This window comes from Streptomyces sp. NPDC054813, from assembly GCF_053611365.1.
The window spans coordinates 59,071-76,978 of sequence record NZ_JBSHAF010000006.1; the positions used below are offsets into that span (position 1 = coordinate 59,071).

Below are 17,908 nucleotides of genomic sequence, written 5' to 3' on the forward strand. Positions count from 1 at the left end.
CGTTCCCGCCTCAGCTGGCCTGCGGTTCGAAGTCCCAGTAGGGACGGTTGCGGGCGCGGGCCGAGACGGTGTGGACGTGCTGCTTGCCCAGGGTCGCCTCCAGGTCGGTCAGGGCCTCCTGCTCGGTCTTCTCCGCCTGCTGACGGGCACGCAGCCCCCGCAGGTCGGCCGCGTAGGCGACCCGTGCGGAGAGGGTGAGCGGGTGGGTACGGCCCAGGGTCTCGGTGGCCCGGGCGATGGTCACCCTGCTCAGCTCCGCGGCGGACTCCGTCTCACCGACGAGGTTGCGCAGCGCGGAGGCGTTGATGGCGCAGCCGAGCGTATAGGGGTGGCTCTCGCCGACGGCGTCCGTCATTTCGGCCAGCGCCTGCTCGATGAGCACGTGGGCGTGCTCCCGCTCGCCGACGTTGCGCAGGATCATGGCGTGGTTGGCCCGGGCGCCGATGCTGAACGGATGTGCCTCCGGAAGCAGTTTCCCGTACCGGGCCAGGATGGACTCACTGGTCTCACGGGCCAGGTCGATATCACCGTGCTCACGGTTGAAGCAGCTGTGGCTGACGGCGGCGGAGAGGGTCAGTAGATCCCGGTCGCCGAGTTTGCGTTCGAAGCCCTCCAGCACTTTCGTGAGCAGCGTTCCGGCTGCCTCGCGATCTCCGCCCCGCAGCATGCACAGCGCCAGGTTGTGTTCGGCGCGCAGGGTGTCCTGGTTGGTCTCGCCCGCGACGATCCGGTACTCGCGTACGTTCTTGGCCTGGATGGACTGCGCCTCCGCGTAGCGGCCCAGCAGCCTGAGACCGATCGAGTACGACACTTCGGCGAAGAGCGTCCAGAGGTGGCTGTTCGTCAGTACGAGTCGTCGTTGCTCCAGTGTGCGCTGGGCGATGTCCAGCGCCTGCTGGTACCGGCCCATCAGCCTCAGCGTGTACCCCCAGTTGTTCAGCGCGTTGAGCGTGCGCGAGTCCTGCTCGCCGAGGAGTTCCCTGTACATGGGATACAACTGTTCGTCCAGCGCGAGGGTCTCGTCGTAGCGGCCGAGAGCGCGTACGTCGGCGGCCAGCCCCATGAGCACGCGCAGATAGTCGAGATCGCGTTCGCCACGCTCCTCGCGCAGCCGGTTCGCCGCCGCCCGTTCGATGGCCTCCGTCTCTTCCAGCCGTCCCGCCGCGCGCAACAGGTTGGCGTAGTGGTAGGTCACGTCCCAGATACGGGGATGCGAGTCCTCGAGCAGTTCGCGCCAGGTGTCCAAGGCTCGCCGGGCGAGTTTCCAGCCCGCGGTGTACTCGCCCGCGAAGTACATGTAACGGAGGCAGTTGAGGACCAGGGTCTGTACTTTGCGGTCCGTGCTGTTGAGGACGTCGGCGTACTTCAGGTGCGGAATGAGTTCCGCGTACGCCTCCCAGTTGCGGGTGTCGGTCGGACGGCCGGGGTCGGCCTCGGCCAGTGCCCGGCGCACCACGTCGATGAACTCCCGCCGGTCCTGCTCCGGCATGTCCTTGCCGACGACCTGGTGGACCATCCGGTGGAGATACACGGACTCACCGGCACCGGGAGACAGGGCCTCGTCCACACCCACCTCGTGGGACTCCAGACGGACCACGGAGTACTGCCGCAACTGGTTGATCGCCTTGTTCCACAGCAGCGGGTTGTCCAGCAGCCCGGTGATCTGTTCGGGCAGGTCGTCGTGGGACATCTCGCGCAGCATGCGCACGGGGATGAAGCCCGGTGCGAAGAACGTGCACAGACGGAGCAGGTCGACGGACTCCGGGACCGTGTCGCGCAGCTTGTTCAGCAGTATCGACCACGCGGTCTGGAAGGTCACGGGGAAGTCGGCTGACACCCTCACGACGTCCTGGTCGACGCCGCCATCCAGCAGCGCGATGTAGTCCTCGACGGACAGGTCGGAGTCGTTGAGCCAGCCGGCCGTCTGATCGAGCAGCAGGGGCAGGTCCTCCAGGGCCTCGGCGAGTTCGTCGGCCTCCGGCTCCGTCAGCCGGGGCGCCCGGCGCCGGATGAAGGCGACCGACTCGTCACGGCCGTAGACGGGTACTTCGAGCAGCTTGCTGTTGTGCTCGCTCCACTCGGTGTTCCGGGAGGTGATGAGCACGTGCCCGGGGCCGGTCGGGACCATGTCCCAGATCTGGTCGGGTTCGTCGGCGCCGTCAAGGATCAGCAGCCAGCGGGAGAACGGGTTGCCCCGGCGCAGGCAGTCACGGACCGCGCGGAGCCGCTCGCCGTATTCGTCACCCGTCGACAGACCGAGTTTCGGGGCGAGTTCGGCCAGCACGCGGCGGTAGGTGGCCCGGCTCTCGGCGTTGACCCACCACACCACGTCGTACTCGGGCCCGAACCGGTACACGTATTCAGCCGCGAGCTGGGTCTTGCCCACCCCGGACATACCGTGCAGCGTCAGCACGCCGGCGCCGGGTTCGCTGCTCTGGAGCAGGTGGAACGCGTCGTTCAGCAGCGGCTCGCGACCGGTGAAGCGGGTGTTGCGGCGCGGCACCCCGCCCCACACCTCCGGCATGGCGGCGGGGAAGCGCGGGCCGCGGGGGCCGTTCGCCACCGGGGGACGGACGGCCGGCACGTCGAGTCGGTCCAGCAGGCGGCGCTCCGCCTCGTCGGCGCCCATGTTGGTCAGGTCGACGGGGGCCAGCACGGCGACGGCCGCGGGCACCTGGGTGTTGGTGACGGAGACAGCGGCGAACTTGGAGGGGTCCGGCGCGACGACCTCGCGCAGCGCCGCGTTCCACTCCTCAAAGGTCCGGGGACCGAGTTGGAAGTAGCGCTCGCTCACCAGGATGAGGACCCGCCCCTCGGCGAGTGCCAGACCGCGCAGGAGGTCCACCAGGGTCTCCTCCGCCGGGGAGTCCCAGCGGATGTAGGCGACGCGGACCCCTTGCCGCTCCAGCCTGTCCCCGATCCACATCGCCCAGGCCCGGTTGAATCCGGCGAAGCTGATCGTGACGGTCTGCCTCGCGGCCACCCTGTCGGTCGACCTGACTGGCGTACGAGTTTCAGACATGCGACAGCCTCCACGCGTAGTCATAAAAGCCTAGAACCTCGTTGCGGCTCTGGGGAGTCCGGCGACTTCGCAACCGAACGCCTCGGTCTGTCGATCTTCGCGCAAGAGAGCCTGAGAAGTCGTCATTTCCGGGATTCACCACGAGGTCGGCGCTGCGTCCAGAGCACCCGCGCGGCCTTGACATACGCCTGCGCACGCGCCGTGTCGCCCCGGGGGGCGGGGCGCTCCGCGAGCCGTTCGTGAGTGGCGGTCATCTCGTCGACGAAGCGCCGCCCCACCGCCGTCAGGTCCGGCGAGCCGGCCAACGCCGGCAGGGCGGCCCCGACCTGGGCGTGACAGCGCGCGAAGGACGCCCACGCGCCCTCGCTCCGCGCCGGGTCCCCGGTGAGCGCCCGGCGCTGGAAGAAGTCCGCGAGGGCGAGGTAGGAGTACGTCCCCTGGAGGAGTCCGTCGTACGGCCTCGGGTCCGGGCGCCAGGGCGCGAAGTACCGGGCCGCCGGTCCCGCCCGGTGCAGTTCCACCATCTCGCTCAGCGCCGTCAGCTTGGCGTGCTGGAGCTCATGGACGAGGGTCGCCGCGAAGGCGACCGGGGTCACGGGAGCGCTGCTGAGCAACGCCCCGAACGCCTCCCGGCTGGTTCCGCTGCAACTGCCCCGGCCGCCCGCCGCCGGCGGCATCTCCAGCGGAACGAGGCACCGCAGCAGCGCCAGCACCTCCGTGAGCCGCCCCTCGCCGCCGCTGCGCAGTACTGCGGCGGTGCCGGACCAGTTCTGGAGCCACCGCTTGCGTTCATGGTCGTCCGGAGCCACCGGGCCGCTCAGCCCGAACTGGTCCGGTGCACGACCCGGCACCCGATAGGGGTCGAGGTCGTCCAGGGGCACGGGCTCGGCATCGGCCACCAGGCCCGGCAGCGCGTACGCCGAGGTCCAGGCGAGCGAACCGGACCAGGCGCCGGTGCCGTTCTCCAGATACACGGACACCTGATCAAGCGTGATACGGCCTCGTGAGTGGGTCACTCGAACCCGCGCGTCACCGCCCTCGGCCGTGTTCAGCATGCCCAGCGACGGAAGGACCAGGACGCCGTCGCGGGCCGTCAGCTCCATGGTGAACGGGATTCCTGCGCGGGCCGCGGCCACGGCCGCCAGGGCGCTGAAGTAGGCCAGGTCACGGGCGAGTCCGCGACGCCTGTCCAGGGCGTGGGCTCCCGTGCCGCCCGTGCCGAGGCCGGTCAGGCAGCTGCGGGCCCAGGCGCCGGTCAGCGGATACCGCAGTCGCTCCCGCGCCGGGGAGGGCGAGGCCGCCGGGTCCGCCGCCGTCAGCAGCGCCCAGTCCTCCCGCAGCCGCGCCTTCGCCGCCGGCGGGCAGATCCCCGGTTCCGCCGCCTGGACCGCGTCCAGCACCGCGCGCAGCAGGAGCAGCCGCCGGGTGTCCTGGTCCCGGCCCAGCAAGGCGAGCGTGTCGGCGCCGCCCTCCGTGCGCCCGAGTTCGGCCAGGGCCGCCTCCGGGACCGCCGGAAATATCACGGGGTGCCCCCTTCGTGAGCGGTCAGGGCGGGTGCCGCGTCCACGGCGAGCCGGCCGGCCACATGTCGGATGAAGCGCTTCAGGTCGGCGCAGTACACCGAGGGATTGCGGAAGCCGTGCCCGGCCCGGTAGCGGTGGGCGTAGTGACCACCGCCGCACACCGCCAACAGCGGGCAGGCCCGGCATTCGTCGGCCAGGGCGGCCACGCCCGCGTGCCGCGCGGCGACCCCCGGGTGCCGTAACGCTTCGTCGAAGGTGTGCCGGAAGACGTCCAGTCCCGTCCGCGCCGCGCCCTCGTACGCCGATTTCAGGGAGTCGACCTGCTCGATCGTCCCGTCCGTCTCCACCACCAGCGCGTCGAACGGTGACAGTCCAAGGGATTCGGTCGCCGCCGGGAGGCCCAGCAGCAGCGCCAGACACTCCTCGAAGAGCCGCACCCGGGTCTCCCGCCGCCCGGCCGACCACCAGCGGTCGAAGACGGCGCACAGCCAGTCGCCGTGGCGGGCGTCGCCCCACTGTGGCGGCGGCGCGGACCAGTTGCCGTGCGGGAGGAGCAAGTCCAATGCGGGCGGGCGGAGTTCGAGCAGGCTTTCGTAGGTCTCCACCGGATCCAGCATGGGGTCGACGACGGCCAGGATGCCCGCGTACGACTCCGGGAAGCGGTCGGCGACCAGGCGCGCCCCGCGTACGGCGGCGGGCCAGGACGGGCGGCCGGCGTGGTCGACGCGACGCGCGTTGTGCTCGGGGCGGCCGCCGTCGAGGCTGATGCCGACCCTGATGCCGTGCCGGGCCAGGACCGTCAGGCGCTCCTCGGTGAGGAGGGTGGCGTTGGTCTGCACAGTGGGCTGGACCGTGCAGGCGTCGGGCACGCGCGTGCGTACGGCGTCGGTGAGGCGGCCAAGGGTGTCGGGGCCCGCCAGCAAGGGCTCACCGCCGTGCAGGACCAGGGAGACGGTGGTCAGCCCGTGGGTGCGGGCGTGCTCGGCGATCCGGTCGGCGGTGCGGTCCAGGACGGCCGGCGGAGCGGCGGCCGGGCGCGTACGCCAGGTGCTGTCCGGGCCCTCGTAGAGGTAGCAGTAGGTACAGGCCAGGTTGCAGCGGCCGTGCACCTTCACGATGAACTGGCGGAAGGGGTGACCGGTCGCAGACACTCCAGCACCCCCATGCCGTACACCTTTCACCCGTATCAGGCCGCATTCCCGGTCGGAGACCGGACGCAAACCCGAAACGATCGAAGTAGCCTCTTCCTGTCCCTATTTGACAGAACGCGACCGTCTTTTACTGCGTCATGTGGCTCGCAGCGCGCGTCCTGTGCGGTTCACATCGCGCTGTTGAATCCCCAGAGCATCTCGCTCGGCCGTTCCGCCCGTTCGCGCAGCTCTTCCACCACCTCGCGCAGTACCGGGTGTTGGATCGTCCTCAGCTTCTCCAGATCTAGGTCCAGTAACTCCGGCAGGGTTCCACCCGTTGCCGGCGACGCGTCGTCCCGTCCGCTCATGTCCCCGTTCCTCTCCAGTCGGTGTCGCGACTCGGTGTCGCGGTCACTCCAGCTCAGCCAGCCGCTCGGTGGTGTCCCGAGCCGTCGGCTCTCCCGAACCCAGCGTGCCCTCCGGCAGCCGCGCCCACTCCGTGCGGGCGGCCCGGTAGGCCTCGCGCGCGGCCCGTGGGCGTGCGGCCGCCTCGTAGGACATACCCCGCCAGTGGTGCGCCTGCGCGCCCAGCACCACCGCTTCCTGACGGCGGCGTTCGGTGCGGGCCTCCTCCTCCGCCTCCCGGGCGGACCCGGCGGCGAGTCGGAACGCGTCCATCGCCTCGTCCAGCCGGGTCGGACGGCCCAGGCTGTGGTAGGCCTCGTACTGCGCCTGACCCAGCTCAAGACGGCAACGGGCGGCCAGCATCGGGGCACCCGCGTCGTCCGCCTCGTCCGCCGCGAGCCCGAAGAGGTACTCCGCCTCCCGCAGGTCCACCCGGTCGCCGCGCTGGCGATAGCGGAGGATCAGGGCCCGGCCGAGCAGGAGGAGCCGGTAGCCGGTCTCGCGGTGTCCGGCCGGCGTCTCCCGGCGACAGTCCCGCAGCACCCGGATCGCCTGCGACAGCGGCGCCCACGCACGGTCACCGGGCTCCGAGTCCGCCCGGCGCAGCAGCGCCTCGCCCCACTCGGCGAGGACCTGGGAGTACTCGGGGTCGTCCCGCGGCATCTCCGCCGCCGCGCTCGCGAACGCGGCGGCCGCGTCCTGGAGTTCGCGCGGCTCACCGGTCTCCGCGTACCGGGCGACCCGGACGCGCCCGGCCCGCAGATGCAGGGCGGACCGCTGGCCGCGCTTCCTGGTGACCGCCAGTGCCTCGTCGACCAGGTCCTGGGCCTCGTCCAGGGGGGCGCCCGCGTACAACAGGGCGTCCACCAGGTCGAGCCGTACCCTGACCCGGTCCGGGGCCTCGGGGGCGGCCTCCAGGGCGTCGCGCAGCGACCGGGACGCCTGTTCCGCGTAGCCGCGGGCCTGCTCGGGGTCGGTCGTCGCGTCCGACAGGCGCAGCAGGATCCGGCCGTGCGCGCGCGGCAGCTCGGGCGGCCGGTGCCGGCGGTCCGGCCAGGCGTCGGCGAACGCCTCCAGCATGCCGACCGCGCTCTGCAGCAGCGCGCTGTCGCCGCCGAGGCTCCACTGTGCCTCCAGCGCGCCGACCCGCTCCAGCGTCAGCCGCAGCGCCTCCCGCTGATCGAGGTCGGGGGCGCCGCAGGCCACCGCGTACTCCCGGTCGGCGCGGCGCAGCAGGTCGAGGGCGCCGGTCCGGTCGCCGTGCCGCCTGCGGTCGGTGGCGGCGGCCCGCAACACCTGGGCCAGGACGGCCCGTTCGCGCCGGGCGTGCGGGTGGGCCACGGCCCGCTCCGCCGCCTCCTCGGCCTCGCGCAGCAGCTCGTCGCCGCCCTGCACCTCCCACAGGCGCAGGGTGCAGTGCGCGTACTCCGCCCACAGCTCCGGGTCCGCCCCTACGGGCTGCTCGTGCCCGGTGGCTCCGCGCAGCAGCTGCACGGCGTCGATCAGGTCCTGCACCATGCCCTCGGCGTCGAACCGGGCGAGCAGGGCGCGGGCCCGGTCGACCGCCTGGTGGGTGCGGTGTTCGCCCGGTCGTACGGCGGTGTCGCGGCCGCCGTAGAGGCGGAACTGTTCGGGCAGTGGCATGAAACGCTCCAGTACGCGGGCGGCGACCTCGGCGAAGGGCTGCGGGACCAGGGTCGCGTCGCCGTTGTCGCCGTTGCGTGCCGGGTAGCCGGTGCCCGGCGGGGTGTACGGCCGCCCGGAGCCGCCGTCGCCGAGCTGGGCGAGGGCGAGGGCCGGGAAATTGGGGCCGCCCTTGCCGAAGCGCTGCTCGATGTACTCGGAGCAGTGCTTGAGGACGAGCAGGGCCTCGTCGCGGCCGAGCGCGGACAGCAGCGCCTCCTGGACCTCGGGTGCCATCTCGAACCACTGGACACCGTCGGCGCCGTGGTCCTCGCGGGCCCGGGTGACCAGGCCGCCGAGCAGCACCTCGGCGAGTTCGGAGGGGCCGGAGTCGGGCAGCATGGTCCGCTGGACCAGTTGCATCACCGGGAGGCAGAGCGGGGCGGCGGCCAGGTAGACGGCGAGCCGGCCGGCGCTCGGGGAGGCGACGGACTGGAACCTGCTGACCCGCTCGATCGGCGACAGCACGCGCCCGGCCCGTCCGGCCGGCGCGGGCGGCTGGTCCGCGCGCACCCAGCCCACCGCGCCCGCCACCGGCCCGGCGCCGACCCCGGACAGCAGCCTCGCCCACGCGCCCAGCGCCACCGGCTCGGGCGGCAGCACCGGCACCGGTACGGCGCCCCGTGGCCCGCCCGACGGAATACCGGCCGGGGTGCGCACGCGCAGCGCGGTGGCGCCGCCCAGCGTCTCGCCGCGGCTCAGCTCGCCGTAGGTGACGGGCAGCCGGGTGCGGCTCCACATCCGCTGCGGCAGCGGCTGGAGCACCGCGACCGGGGCCTGCCGGGAGAGGTGGTGCAGCAGCCGGTGGGCGCGACCGCTGTGCCACAGCGGTCCGGCGCAGTCGCTGATCAGGACGGTGATCCGGCGCCCGGTCGGGTCGCTGAGGCGGTCGGCGGTGTGCAGCGGTGCCGTGCGCACGTCCGCGCTGCGGCCGACCGCCGGCTCGCCGTCGGGGCCGGTGTGCAGATGACTGATCTGGATGTCCCGGAAGGCGCCCAACTGGCCGAAGATCTGAACCAGTTCGGAGAACATCCGGTCCCAGACCCGCATCGACGGGGAGGCCTCCAGGACCAGTTGGAGCCGGGCGTCGCCCCGGGTGACCGCGCGGTACACGGGCAGGATCAGACCGCCCGCGCGGGCGCTGTACTCGGCGGTCCGGGTCTCGTCCAGTTCGGTGCGCAGGGGCGGTGCGGCGCTGCGGTAGGCCTGCAACGGCCGTAAAGCGCGCTGGAGTTCGAGTGGCGCGGGCAGCGCGGGGGCGGCGGGTACGCCGACCGGCAGCCCGGCGATCCGGCCGGCCGGCCTGCTGTGGCCGCCGCCGTGCTGCTGCTGCGGCACGGGGTACAGGGAGGCACGGCGGTCGGCTCCGCCGGCCTCCGAGGCGGCCGGTGCCGGCCGCGGCGGCCGGCTCGCACCCCTCGTGGCCGAGGGGTCGCCCTGCGGGTCCTTCGGCGGTACGACGGTCCCCTTCGGCAGGCCGCCACCGGGCCCGGGGGCCACCTGCTCCTCCTCCGGCTCGACGGCGGGCCGCGCCCACCGGGCCAGCCACAGGGCGTCGCTCAGCCCCTCGGTGTCCGGGTCGAGCCCGACCTCACGCAGCCTGCGGACGAGTTCGGCCATCGGATCGCCGTCGGCGTGGCCACCCGGCTCGGGGCCGCCGCCGACAGCGCCGGGGCCGCCCCGCCCGGGGTCCCCGTCGGCCGTCGCGGCCGCCTCGGGCCCGCCGGAGGGGTCCGCCGCCGGGTCGCCGGGGAACGGACCGGGCTCACCCGGTGCCCGGTCCGGGTCGGGTGGAAGGGGGCCGTGTCGGGGCGCTGCGTCCGGCATCAGCGGCTCACCTCGGGCGGTCGAGCCGCTGGATGAGCAGGTCGGCGAGCCGGTCGCGGCTGGGCGGGGCGGCCGCGTCGGTGAGGTAGATGGCGTTCAGCAGCTGGTCGGCGGCGAGGAGTTCGCTGCGGGAGCGTTCCAGGAAGCGGCTGATCAGGTCGTCGCCCGCGCGGGCCGCCTCGTCGCCGAGGTGGGCGCGGACGAAGGTGGCGAGGCGGTTGTGGTCGGGGCGGTCCAGTTCGAGGTGGATGCAGCGGCGCATCAGCGGGGCCGGGAAGTCCCGCTCGCCGTTGCTGGTGAGCACCACGAACGGGAAGGCCCGGCAGCGCACCCGGCCGTCCCGGACCCGGACCTTCGTGCCGTCGGCGGTGAGCACCTCGGCCTCGCCGTCCGGCAGCCGGTCGGCGATCCGCTGGAGCTCGGGGATCTCGAACTCCCCTTCCTCCAGCACGTTCAGCAGATCGTTGGGCAGGTCGATGTCGCTCTTGTCCAGCTCGTCGATCAGCAGCACACGCGGGGTGTCGGAGGGGAGCAGGGCCGTGCCGAGCGGTCCCAGCCGGATGTAGCTGCCGATCGCCTCCACCGCACCAGGGGTGCCGCCGGCCGCGCCGTACCCGCCCTGCGCGGCGATCTGCACGTCCTGGAGCCGGGCGATGGCGTCGTAGTGGTAGAGGCCGTCCTGGAGCGCGGAGCGGCTGACGATGGACCAGCGCAGGACGTCGCCCAGACCGAGCTCGTACGCCACCGAGTGCGCCAGGGTGCTCTTGCCCGCGCCGGGGCTGCCGGTGACGAGGAGCGGGCGGCGCAGGTACAGCGCCGCGTTGATCATCTCCAGCTCCTCGGCGCCGGGCCGGTGCAGCTCGGCGAGATGCCGGTTGGCGCCGAGCCTGCGGTCCCGGGAGCCGTCGCCGCCGTCGGCGCCACTCTCGGCGGTCCGGCCGGTGAAGTCCCGCCAAGGGGGCGGCGGGGGCAGCCTGTTCATGCCGTCGTGGGGCTCGCCGGCGCCTCGGTAGATGAGCCACTCACTGGATTCGGTCATGTCCGGTCCTCGTCGTCACTCGTCCGTCCGGTCCCCACGGCAGCCATCGAACGTGCCTCACGTTATCGACCTTCAGGAGACCCCGTAAGGGCCTCACACAGGGCGCGCGAGTTCACGGTGCCTGGAGCAGGTCGCCCGTACCGGGCAGGGGTTGGTGCGGGTCGTCGTACAGGAGAGCGATGTCCTTGGCCCAGAACGCCTCCGTGAGCCCCTCGCGCACCTGTTTGCGCAGCCTGTGCACCGATTCGGGCAGCTCCCAGGCGCCGTCCACGTCGTAGACGGTCATCCTGGCGCCCCGGTGGAACTCACCGCACACGGAGTCGGTCTGGCGGCTCCAGCGGCGCCACAGCACCACCCCGTACCCCGCCCGGACGATCCGGCCGAGTGCGGTGGCGTCGTCCGGGTAGCGCCGGTCGCCCTGCCGGCACAGCACCGGGACGGTCCCGGGCGCGTGGCCACGCAGCGCGGCCACGTCGGGCACGGGCCGGCGCACCGCGTCGTCGCAGTCCAGTATCTCGGCCCTGGCCCGGTTCTCGGCCCGCTCGCGCCCGTCGTGCCCCCGGTGCCAGCGGCCGCGGCGGTCGGACTCCTCGTCGTCGCCGGGGAATCCGTCACCCGGGAATCCGTCACCGGGGCGTTCACCGCCGTACCAGCCGTCCTCCTCCCCCGGCAGCTGGTCGCGGTCCTTGCAGCGGACCACGACCGGCCGTTCGACGCCCAACGGGTCGGCGCCGGGCCGCAGCCGCCACTCGTCCACCGGGAGGTCGAGCAGCAGATGCGGGAGGGCGGCGTGCAGCGGGACCGGTCGGCCGGGCTCGTCACAGCGGCGGAAGGCCTCGGCCAGTGGCTCGGCGACCCCGGCGGCGAGGTCGGCCAGCGGAGCGCCCTGCCCGTCGTCGAGACGGGTCGCCTCGCCGTCGGCCCGTACCACCGCGACCGACCAGTCGCAGTGGCCGCGGTTCCAGGCCAGATGCTCCACTTCGAGCAGGACGGACTGATCGCGCACGGTGCCCTGCGGATGCTCCCGGCCCTGCTCCCCCGCCGCACCCCCGGTCCGGTGCTCACCGCGGTCGCGGCCGGTCCGCTCCCGCAGCCGGTCACCGAGGTGCTGGGCGCGCCTGCGGGCCAGCTCGCTGCGGTAGTCGCTGTCCAGCCGGGTCGCGGCCTGCTTGATCCACTCCCACAGGGCCTGTTCGGCGTCGAGCACGAAGGGCGTGACCGGGCGCTCGGCGGTCATGACCCGCATCGCGTACTCGGCGACGAGCCGGAGCGCGCCGTCGTTGCGCACGTTCTCGTACAGCGCGCCGAGGCCGTCCCTCCAGCCGCGCGGTGCGGGCGACAGGGTCGGCAGCCGGAAGTTCGGCAGCGACTGGAGGATGTCGAGCAGGCCGCGGGTACTGTCCGGCGGCGGCAGGTCGGCGAGCCGGCCGAGCAGCTCCGCCCGCTCGTCCGGGCTCAGGGTGCGGGCCGGCCGGGCCCCGAGTTCGGCCTGGAGGTCGGTCCAGGTGGGGCGCCCGGCGTCGGAGGGCTGCTGGCGGTCGCGGTGGTAGCGGTCGTGGGCGTGGCAGACGGCCTGGTAGAGGTCGTGCTGGTACGGGTCGTGGTGACGCAGCCCGTGCCGGTACAGGTCGTGCCGCCGGTCGCCCGGCGCCGTCGGCAGGGTGCGCAGCCGCTCGATCCCGATCGAGGTGCCGCCCGATCCGTGGTCCGCGCGTGACTTGAGCACGCCGACGACCTCGCCGCGCACCGGGTCGATCACCGGCCCGCCGGAGACACCGAGCGGCAGGTCGTTCTCGCCGAGGCGCATCTGGGCGCCCGTCGACCAGCCGCCGATGGTGCCGTGCACGGTCAGGAAGCCGTCGTGCGGCTGCGGCTGTCCCTGGAAGGGCGCCCAGCCGGCGTAGAACACCCGGCCCTCGGTGTAGTGCGGCATCGGCCGTTCGGAGATGTAGACACAGTCGTGGTCCACCGGCTCGCGCAACCGGACGAGCGCCAGGTCCGGGGCGGGCCAGCCGCTCTGGACGGGGCGCTCCACGTGCTCCGGGAGGGTCGCGGCGACCTTGCCTGGCACCGCGCAGGGCTCGTCGAAGGGACCGGGCTGATAGACCACCGTGACCTCGCCCCCTTCCCCGCCGTGGATCACATGGGCGCAGGTCAGCACCCAGTTCGGTGCGATGAAGAAGCCACTGCCGAGGAACGCCCCGGACTCCTCCGGGGCATACCCGACACCTGTGCGATGGATGCGTACGGTGGCCGCCATCACGAGTTCACGCAGCGCATGGTGGGCCGGATCCCAGCCCCCGGATGCGCCCCCGTCGTGCCGGTCCGTCATTCCGCGCCCCCGGCCCCGGCTCCCTGGGCGCCCCCGTGCACCGGGGCGCCGCCGGATGCGCCCGCGCGAGCGGCCGGGGAGCCGTCGTGACCGGCGTCCGGATCGGGCGGGCCGTCTCCGCGCCAGGTCAGGGTGACCGTGATGGCCGCCTTCGCCTCGCCGTCGGCGAGCAGCCCGACCACCTTGCCGGCCTTCGCGGTCAGCTCGATGCCGAACTCGACGCTCACCTCGTCGGGCCGCACCGCCCGCAATGGCTCGGCGAGCGACCGCGCGACCCCGCCGACCAGCGAGTTCAGGCTCTCGACCGTCGCCTCCACACGCTCGGCGAAGCCGGTGTCCGTGTACGACAACTCCCCCGACGGCATGGCCAGTTCCTCGGCGCCCGAGATCCGCGCCCACACCGGCGTACCGTCCGGCAACCGCACCCGCGCTATCCGCGTAGCGTCCTGCTCCATTCCGCTCCCCCGTTCCCCCGAGCCCCGTGTGCTCCCTACGCCGTACCGTTCGTGGTTTCCCGCCCTTCCCGCACGGGAAGACATCGCCGCCTCAATCCACGGGGAAAGAGTCCTTCCCCCCGGAGCCGAGCGCTACCCATCACCGGCGGCACACCTTTGTCGTCCGCCTAGGCTGGTACACGCCCACCACCGGGCACCCACACATGCAGGCAGCAGGAGAGCAACCCATGTACTTCACCGACCGAGGCATCGAGGAACTGGAGAAGCGGCGCGGCGAGGATGAGATCACCTTCGAGTGGCTCGCGGAACAACTCCGCACCTTCGTCGACCTGAACCCCGACTTCGAGGTCCCGGTGGAGCGCCTGGCGACGTGGCTGGCGCGACTGGACGACGAGGACGAGGAGTAGGCGGCCCCTGCGAAGCGGCCCGCCGGGGGCGCGGGAACCGAGCCCGGCCCCCACCGGCCGGTAGCGGGGGTGTGGCCCTGGGCCCTTTGCCGGCCGTCGGTCAGTCCCGCGGAAACACCGTCTCGTACGACAGCTCCATCGCCCCGTGCACCATCAGCACCGCCCCCACCGCGGCCCACACCACACTGCGCCGGCGCATCCCCCACGCCACGGTCGGCAGCCCCACCGCCATCTCGGCCAGGGCCACCCGATGGGCTCTCGGCAGGCCGTCCGCGCCCGGCGGCGTACGTGTGCCGGACCCCGGAGGCCGGGAGATGTCCCTGGATTCATCCGTCGACATGGACACACGGTAGGCAATTAATCCACTTACCGCCCGATATACGACTATCCGAACCCCTAGAGGGGTCAATACGGAGCCCAACCGGTCACTCCAACGAGCGCCTTGACTTCCGACAGCCACGATATATCGTGTTTACGGAAGACGCGATATGGCGCGAGCCGGCATGCGCGTCCGTATTCAGCCGTCATGCCCGGCCGAGGGAGGTCCGCACCATGTCCGAGTGGTCCGTCGCTGAGCCCAGGAAGCTCACCTTCGACACCCCCGTGAGCGATCTGCACGTGCGCATCGTCAACGGAACAGTCAACGTCGTGGGCACGGACGAGGGTTCCGCCCGACTGGAAGTCTCCGAGATCGAGGGCCCGCCCCTGATCGTCACGCACCGGGGCGGCACCCTCACCGTGGCCTACGAGGACCTGCCCTGGAAGGGCTTCCTCAAGTGGCTCGACCGCAAGGGCTGGCGGCGCAGTGCGGTCGTCTCGCTCGCCGTCCCGGCGGACACCCGCGTGGAGGTGGGCGTGGTCGGCGCCGCCGCGGTCGTCTCCGGGATCAGCGGCACGGCGGTGGTCAAGGGCGTCACCGGTGACACGACCCTGGTCGGCCTCGCCGGCGAGGTCCGCGCGGACACCGTCTCCGGGAACCTGGAGGCCCAGGCCGTCACCGGTGACCTGCGGTTCAACTCCGTCTCCGGCGACCTGACCGTCGTCGAGGGCTCGGGCTCCGCCGTGCGCGCCGACTCGGTCAGCGGCTCCATGATCATCGACCTGGACCCGGACGGTCCGACGGACGTCCGGCTGACCAGCGTCTCCGGCGAGATCGCCATCCGGCTGCCGCATCCGGCCGACGCCGAGGTCGAGGCCAACACCGCCAGCGGCACGATCTCCAACGCCTTCGACGGACTGCGGGTGCACGGCCAGTGGGGCGCCCACAAGATCACCGGCCGCCTCGGCGCGGGCACCGGCAAGCTCCGCGCCACCACGGTCTCCGGTTCCATCGCCCTGCTGCGCCGCCCGCCCAGGGAGGACGACGACGAGAAGACGGCCTGGGAGTCCGGCCCGACACCCGGCCCGTCCGGACCAAGGGAACCCGTAGGGCCGACAGGACCCGTAGGGCCGACAGGACCGTCCGCCCCCTCCGCACCCGCCGGGTCCGAGACCGGGTCCGCAGCCCCGGCCGACGGTACGACCGACAAGAAGGTGCTTTGAGATGCCTCCCGTCTTCGCCCACGGCCGTCTCCGCCTCTACCTGCTCAAGCTGCTGGACGAGGCCCCGCGCCACGGCTACGAAGTGATCCGGCTGCTCGAAGAACGCTTCCAGGGCCTGTACGCCCCGTCGGCGGGCACCGTCTACCCCCGCCTCGCCAAGCTGGAGGCCGAGGGCCTGGTCACGCACACCACCGAGGGCGGCCGCAAGGTCTACGCCATCACCGACGCCGGTCGCGCCGAACTGGCGGACCGCGGCGGCGAGTTGGCCGACCTGGAGCTGGAGATCCGGGAGTCGGTGGCCGAACTGGCCGCCGAGATAAGGGCCGACGTCCGTGGCGCGGCCGGCGATCTGCGCCGCGAGGTGCGGGCGGCCGCCTCGGAGGCCCGGCGCGGCAGCGGGACGGGGGCCGGGACCGGGGAGTTCGGCGACCTCGGTGACAAGGAGTCCTGGCGGGCCGCCAAGGAGGAGATGCGGCGTGCCAAGCAGGAGTGGAAGGAGCAGGCCCGCCGAGCCAAGGACGAGAGCCGCCGGGCCCGTGACGAGGCCCAGCGGGCCCGTCGGCAGGCCCAGGAGGCCCAGGCCCGGGCCCGCGCCCAGGCCCAGGAGGAGATGCAGCGCATCGCCCACCGGGTGCAGGAGCACGTCCAGGACCACTTCGCGCGTGGCGACTGGCCGACCGGGGTCCGCGAGGGCCTGACCGAACTCGCCAAGGAGTTCGGGGAGTTCGGCAAGGACTACGGCAAGGATTTCGGGCGGGAGTTCGGCAAGGACTTCGGCTTCGGCGGCCGTACCGAGGCGCAGCCCGGATCGGGCCCGGACCTCCGCAAGCCGACGCCGGCCCAGCCCCGGACACCGGAGTATTCGGAGACCCCGGAGGACTTCCCGGCGCAGTACGTCCCCGAGTGGGCGCACGGCGACGAGACCGGCACCGGAGATCCGGCCCGCGACCTCGACCGGCTCCTGGACCGCTTCCGCGACGACATCCGGGACGCGGCCCGCGACCACGGAGTCACCGCGGAGCAGCTCGCCGACACCCGTCGCCACCTGTCGACGGCGGCGGCCCGCATCGGAGCGTTGCTGCGCGGCCCGAAGTCCTGAGGAACGGGCGAGGGGAAGCGGGCCGCCCGTACACGGCGCCCGCTTCCCCTCGCCCTCGCGCACGACCTGGCCACTCTCCCGCCACTCAGGAGTCGGTCACGAGTTGGTCAGGACGATCTTCCCGAACTGGTCGCCGGACTCCAGCCGCTGGAAGCCCTCGCGGGCGCGGTCGAGCGGCAGGAGTTCGTCGATGACGGGGCGTACTCCGGTGGCGGCGCAGAAGGCGAGCAGGTCCTCCAGCTCGTCCTTGGTCCCCATGGTCGAGCCCACGACCTTCAGTTCGAGGAAGAAGATCCGGGTCAGCTCGGCGTGCGAGGGCCGGTCGCCGCTGGTGGCGCCGGAGATGACGATCGTGCCGCCGGGGCGCAGCGACTTCACCGAGTGGGACCAGGTGGCGGCGCCGACGGTCTCGATCACGGCGTCCACCCGCTGCGGCAGCCGGGCCCCCGGTTCCACCGCCTCGACGGCACCCAGTTCCAGGGCCCGCTTGCGCTTCGCCTCGTCCCGGCTGGTGGCGAAGACCCGCAGCCCCGCGGCCTTGCCGAGCACGATGGCGGCGGTGGCGACCCCGCCGCCCGCACCCTGCACGAGGACCGAGTCACCCGGACGGACGCCCGCGTTGGTGAACAGCATCCGGTACGCCGTCAGCCAGGCGGTGGGCAGACAGGCGGCCTCCGCGAAGGACAGCTCCTTGGGCTTGGGCAGGATGTTCCAGGTGGGTACGGCGACCTGCTCGGCGAAGGTGCCCTGGTAGCGCTCGGTGAGGATGGACCGGGGTTCGTTCGGCCCGACCCCGTGGCCGCTCTGCCCGATCACGGAGTGCAGGACGACCTCGTTGCCGTCCGCGTCGACTCCGGCGGCGTCACAGCCGAGGATCATCGGCAGCCGGTCCTCCGGGAGGCCGACGCCGCGCAGGGACCAGAGGTCGTGGTGGTTGAGGGAGGCGGCCCGGACATCGACGGTGCTCCAGCCGGGACGGGCCTCGGGGGCGGGACGGTCCCCCAACTCGAGTCCGGAGAGCGGCTGGTCGCGGTCGATTCGGGCGGCGTAGACGGCGAACATAGGGCCGACGATAGGTTCCCGGAGCCGGGCGCGAAACCGGGCGCCGCTGTGACACATCCCCTCTTGCGCACGGCGCCCGCCAGGGTGGACGCACAGGGCCGCCGCCGGGTGGACGCACAGCGCCCCGCCGGATGGAGGCACAGGGCCCCCGCCGGGTGGACGCAGGGGGGCTCCGCGAGGGGCGCGGGCTGTATTCGATATGCGGCTCCGCCGCGTGGGCGCGACCAGCCCCACCCACCGGAACCGGCACAACGACTCTCGCCACCCCGATACGGGGGTCTGGGGGGGGCAGCCCCCAGGGCCACGGTCACCCCCACCGCACCCCAAAGGGGGGGTGGGGGGCACAGAATATGGCCCCCCCCGCATCGCGGGGCCGGACTAG

13 protein-coding genes are annotated in these 17,908 nt (G+C 72.9%); 3 read left to right on the plus strand and 10 right to left on the minus strand.

What is annotated here, in order from left to right:
• Nucleotides 1-10: 10 nt before the first annotated feature.
• The 8 genes from fxsT to ACWGJB_RS13555 form a co-directional block, all read right to left on the minus strand.
• The gene (gene fxsT, locus ACWGJB_RS13520; RefSeq protein WP_453380334.1) at nt 11-3,022 is read right to left on the minus strand and encodes an FxSxx-COOH system tetratricopeptide repeat protein; all 3,012 of its coding nucleotides are present in this window, start codon (nt 3,020-3,022) and stop codon (nt 11-13) included.
• A gap of 122 nt (nt 3,023-3,144) precedes the next feature.
• Complete coding sequence (locus tag ACWGJB_RS13525; RefSeq protein ID WP_453380651.1) at nt 3,145-4,542, minus strand: aKG-HExxH-type peptide beta-hydroxylase; 1,398 nt, start codon at nt 4,540-4,542, stop codon at nt 3,145-3,147.
• Nucleotides 4,542-5,696, minus strand: a complete 1,155-nt coding sequence (locus tag ACWGJB_RS13530) for an FxsB family cyclophane-forming radical SAM/SPASM peptide maturase (RefSeq protein ID WP_453380335.1) — start codon at nt 5,694-5,696, stop codon at nt 4,542-4,544. The genes ACWGJB_RS13525 and ACWGJB_RS13530 overlap by 1 nt, the downstream gene beginning before the upstream one ends.
• 167 nt (nt 5,697-5,863) lie before the next feature.
• On the minus strand, nt 5,864-6,043 hold the full coding sequence (fxsA, locus tag ACWGJB_RS13535) for an FxSxx-COOH cyclophane-containing RiPP peptide (RefSeq protein ID WP_362575393.1): 180 nt from the start codon (nt 6,041-6,043) through the stop codon (nt 5,864-5,866).
• 43 nt (nt 6,044-6,086) lie between these two features.
• The gene (locus tag ACWGJB_RS13540; RefSeq protein ID WP_453380336.1) at nt 6,087-9,590 is read right to left on the minus strand and encodes an SAV_2336 N-terminal domain-related protein; all 3,504 of its coding nucleotides are present in this window, start codon (nt 9,588-9,590) and stop codon (nt 6,087-6,089) included.
• 7 nt (nt 9,591-9,597) lie between these two features.
• Nucleotides 9,598-10,629: an AAA family ATPase gene (locus ACWGJB_RS13545; protein WP_453380337.1), complete on the minus strand. Its 1,032-nt coding sequence runs from the start codon at nt 10,627-10,629 to the stop codon at nt 9,598-9,600.
• Nucleotides 10,630-10,741: 112 nt separating this feature from the next.
• Nucleotides 10,742-12,961 carry a VMAP-C domain-containing protein gene (locus ACWGJB_RS13550; protein ID WP_453380338.1) on the minus strand — a complete coding sequence of 740 codons (2,220 nt, stop codon included), beginning with the start codon at nt 12,959-12,961 and terminating at the stop codon, nt 10,742-10,744.
• The gene (locus ACWGJB_RS13555; RefSeq protein WP_453380339.1) at nt 12,958-13,416 is read right to left on the minus strand and encodes a CU044_2847 family protein; all 459 of its coding nucleotides are present in this window, start codon (nt 13,414-13,416) and stop codon (nt 12,958-12,960) included. Before ACWGJB_RS13555 ends, ACWGJB_RS13550 begins: the two co-directional genes overlap by 4 nt.
• A 227-nt stretch (nt 13,417-13,643) precedes the next feature.
• Here ACWGJB_RS13555 and ACWGJB_RS13560 point away from each other — a divergent pair, with 227 nt between their 5' ends.
• Nucleotides 13,644-13,823, plus strand: coding sequence for a DUF6104 family protein (locus ACWGJB_RS13560; protein ID WP_453380340.1), 180 nt, complete (start codon nt 13,644-13,646; stop codon nt 13,821-13,823).
• Nucleotides 13,824-13,923: 100 nt separating this feature from the next.
• On the opposite strand, the gene ACWGJB_RS13565 is transcribed toward ACWGJB_RS13560, so the two are convergent.
• The gene (locus ACWGJB_RS13565) at nt 13,924-14,163 is read right to left on the minus strand and encodes a hypothetical protein (RefSeq protein ID WP_453380341.1); all 240 of its coding nucleotides are present in this window, start codon (nt 14,161-14,163) and stop codon (nt 13,924-13,926) included.
• Between the two features lie 212 nt (nt 14,164-14,375).
• Here ACWGJB_RS13565 and ACWGJB_RS13570 point away from each other — a divergent pair, with 212 nt between their 5' ends.
• Together ACWGJB_RS13570 and ACWGJB_RS13575 are read left to right on the plus strand one after the other, a co-directional pair.
• Entirely contained in the window at nt 14,376-15,365 is a 990-nt protein-coding gene (locus ACWGJB_RS13570) for a DUF4097 family beta strand repeat-containing protein (RefSeq protein WP_453380342.1), read from the plus strand.
• A 1-nt stretch (nt 15,366) separates the two neighbouring features.
• Nucleotides 15,367-16,464, plus strand: coding sequence for a PadR family transcriptional regulator (locus ACWGJB_RS13575; RefSeq protein WP_453380343.1), 1,098 nt, complete (start codon nt 15,367-15,369; stop codon nt 16,462-16,464).
• A gap of 96 nt (nt 16,465-16,560) precedes the next feature.
• Here ACWGJB_RS13575 and ACWGJB_RS13580 read toward each other — a convergent pair whose 3' ends face one another.
• Complete coding sequence (locus ACWGJB_RS13580; protein ID WP_453380344.1) at nt 16,561-17,526, minus strand: zinc-binding dehydrogenase; 966 nt, start codon at nt 17,524-17,526, stop codon at nt 16,561-16,563.
• Nucleotides 17,527-17,908 lie beyond the last annotated feature (382 nt).

Excerpts from the sequence above, each read along its gene's own strand:
- fxsT (WP_453380334.1), bottom strand. The coding sequence starts at position 3,022 with ATGTCTGAAACTCGTACGCCAGTCAGGTCGACCGACAGGGTGGCCGCG.
- fxsA (WP_362575393.1), bottom strand. The coding sequence starts at position 6,043 with ATGAGCGGACGGGACGACGCGTCGCCGGCAACGGGTGGAACCCTGCCG.
- ACWGJB_RS13540 (WP_453380336.1), bottom strand. The coding sequence starts at position 9,590 with ATGCCGGACGCAGCGCCCCGACACGGCCCCCTTCCACCCGACCCGGAC.
- ACWGJB_RS13545 (WP_453380337.1), bottom strand. The coding sequence starts at position 10,629 with ATGACCGAATCCAGTGAGTGGCTCATCTACCGAGGCGCCGGCGAGCCC.
- ACWGJB_RS13550 (WP_453380338.1), bottom strand. The coding sequence starts at position 12,961 with ATGACGGACCGGCACGACGGGGGCGCATCCGGGGGCTGGGATCCGGCC.
- ACWGJB_RS13555 (WP_453380339.1), bottom strand. The coding sequence starts at position 13,416 with ATGGAGCAGGACGCTACGCGGATAGCGCGGGTGCGGTTGCCGGACGGT.
- ACWGJB_RS13560 (WP_453380340.1), top strand. The coding sequence starts at position 13,644 with ATGTACTTCACCGACCGAGGCATCGAGGAACTGGAGAAGCGGCGCGGC.
- ACWGJB_RS13565 (WP_453380341.1), bottom strand. The coding sequence starts at position 14,163 with ATGTCGACGGATGAATCCAGGGACATCTCCCGGCCTCCGGGGTCCGGC.
- ACWGJB_RS13570 (WP_453380342.1), top strand. The coding sequence starts at position 14,376 with ATGTCCGAGTGGTCCGTCGCTGAGCCCAGGAAGCTCACCTTCGACACC.
- ACWGJB_RS13575 (WP_453380343.1), top strand. The coding sequence starts at position 15,367 with ATGCCTCCCGTCTTCGCCCACGGCCGTCTCCGCCTCTACCTGCTCAAG.
- ACWGJB_RS13580 (WP_453380344.1), bottom strand. The coding sequence starts at position 17,526 with ATGTTCGCCGTCTACGCCGCCCGAATCGACCGCGACCAGCCGCTCTCC.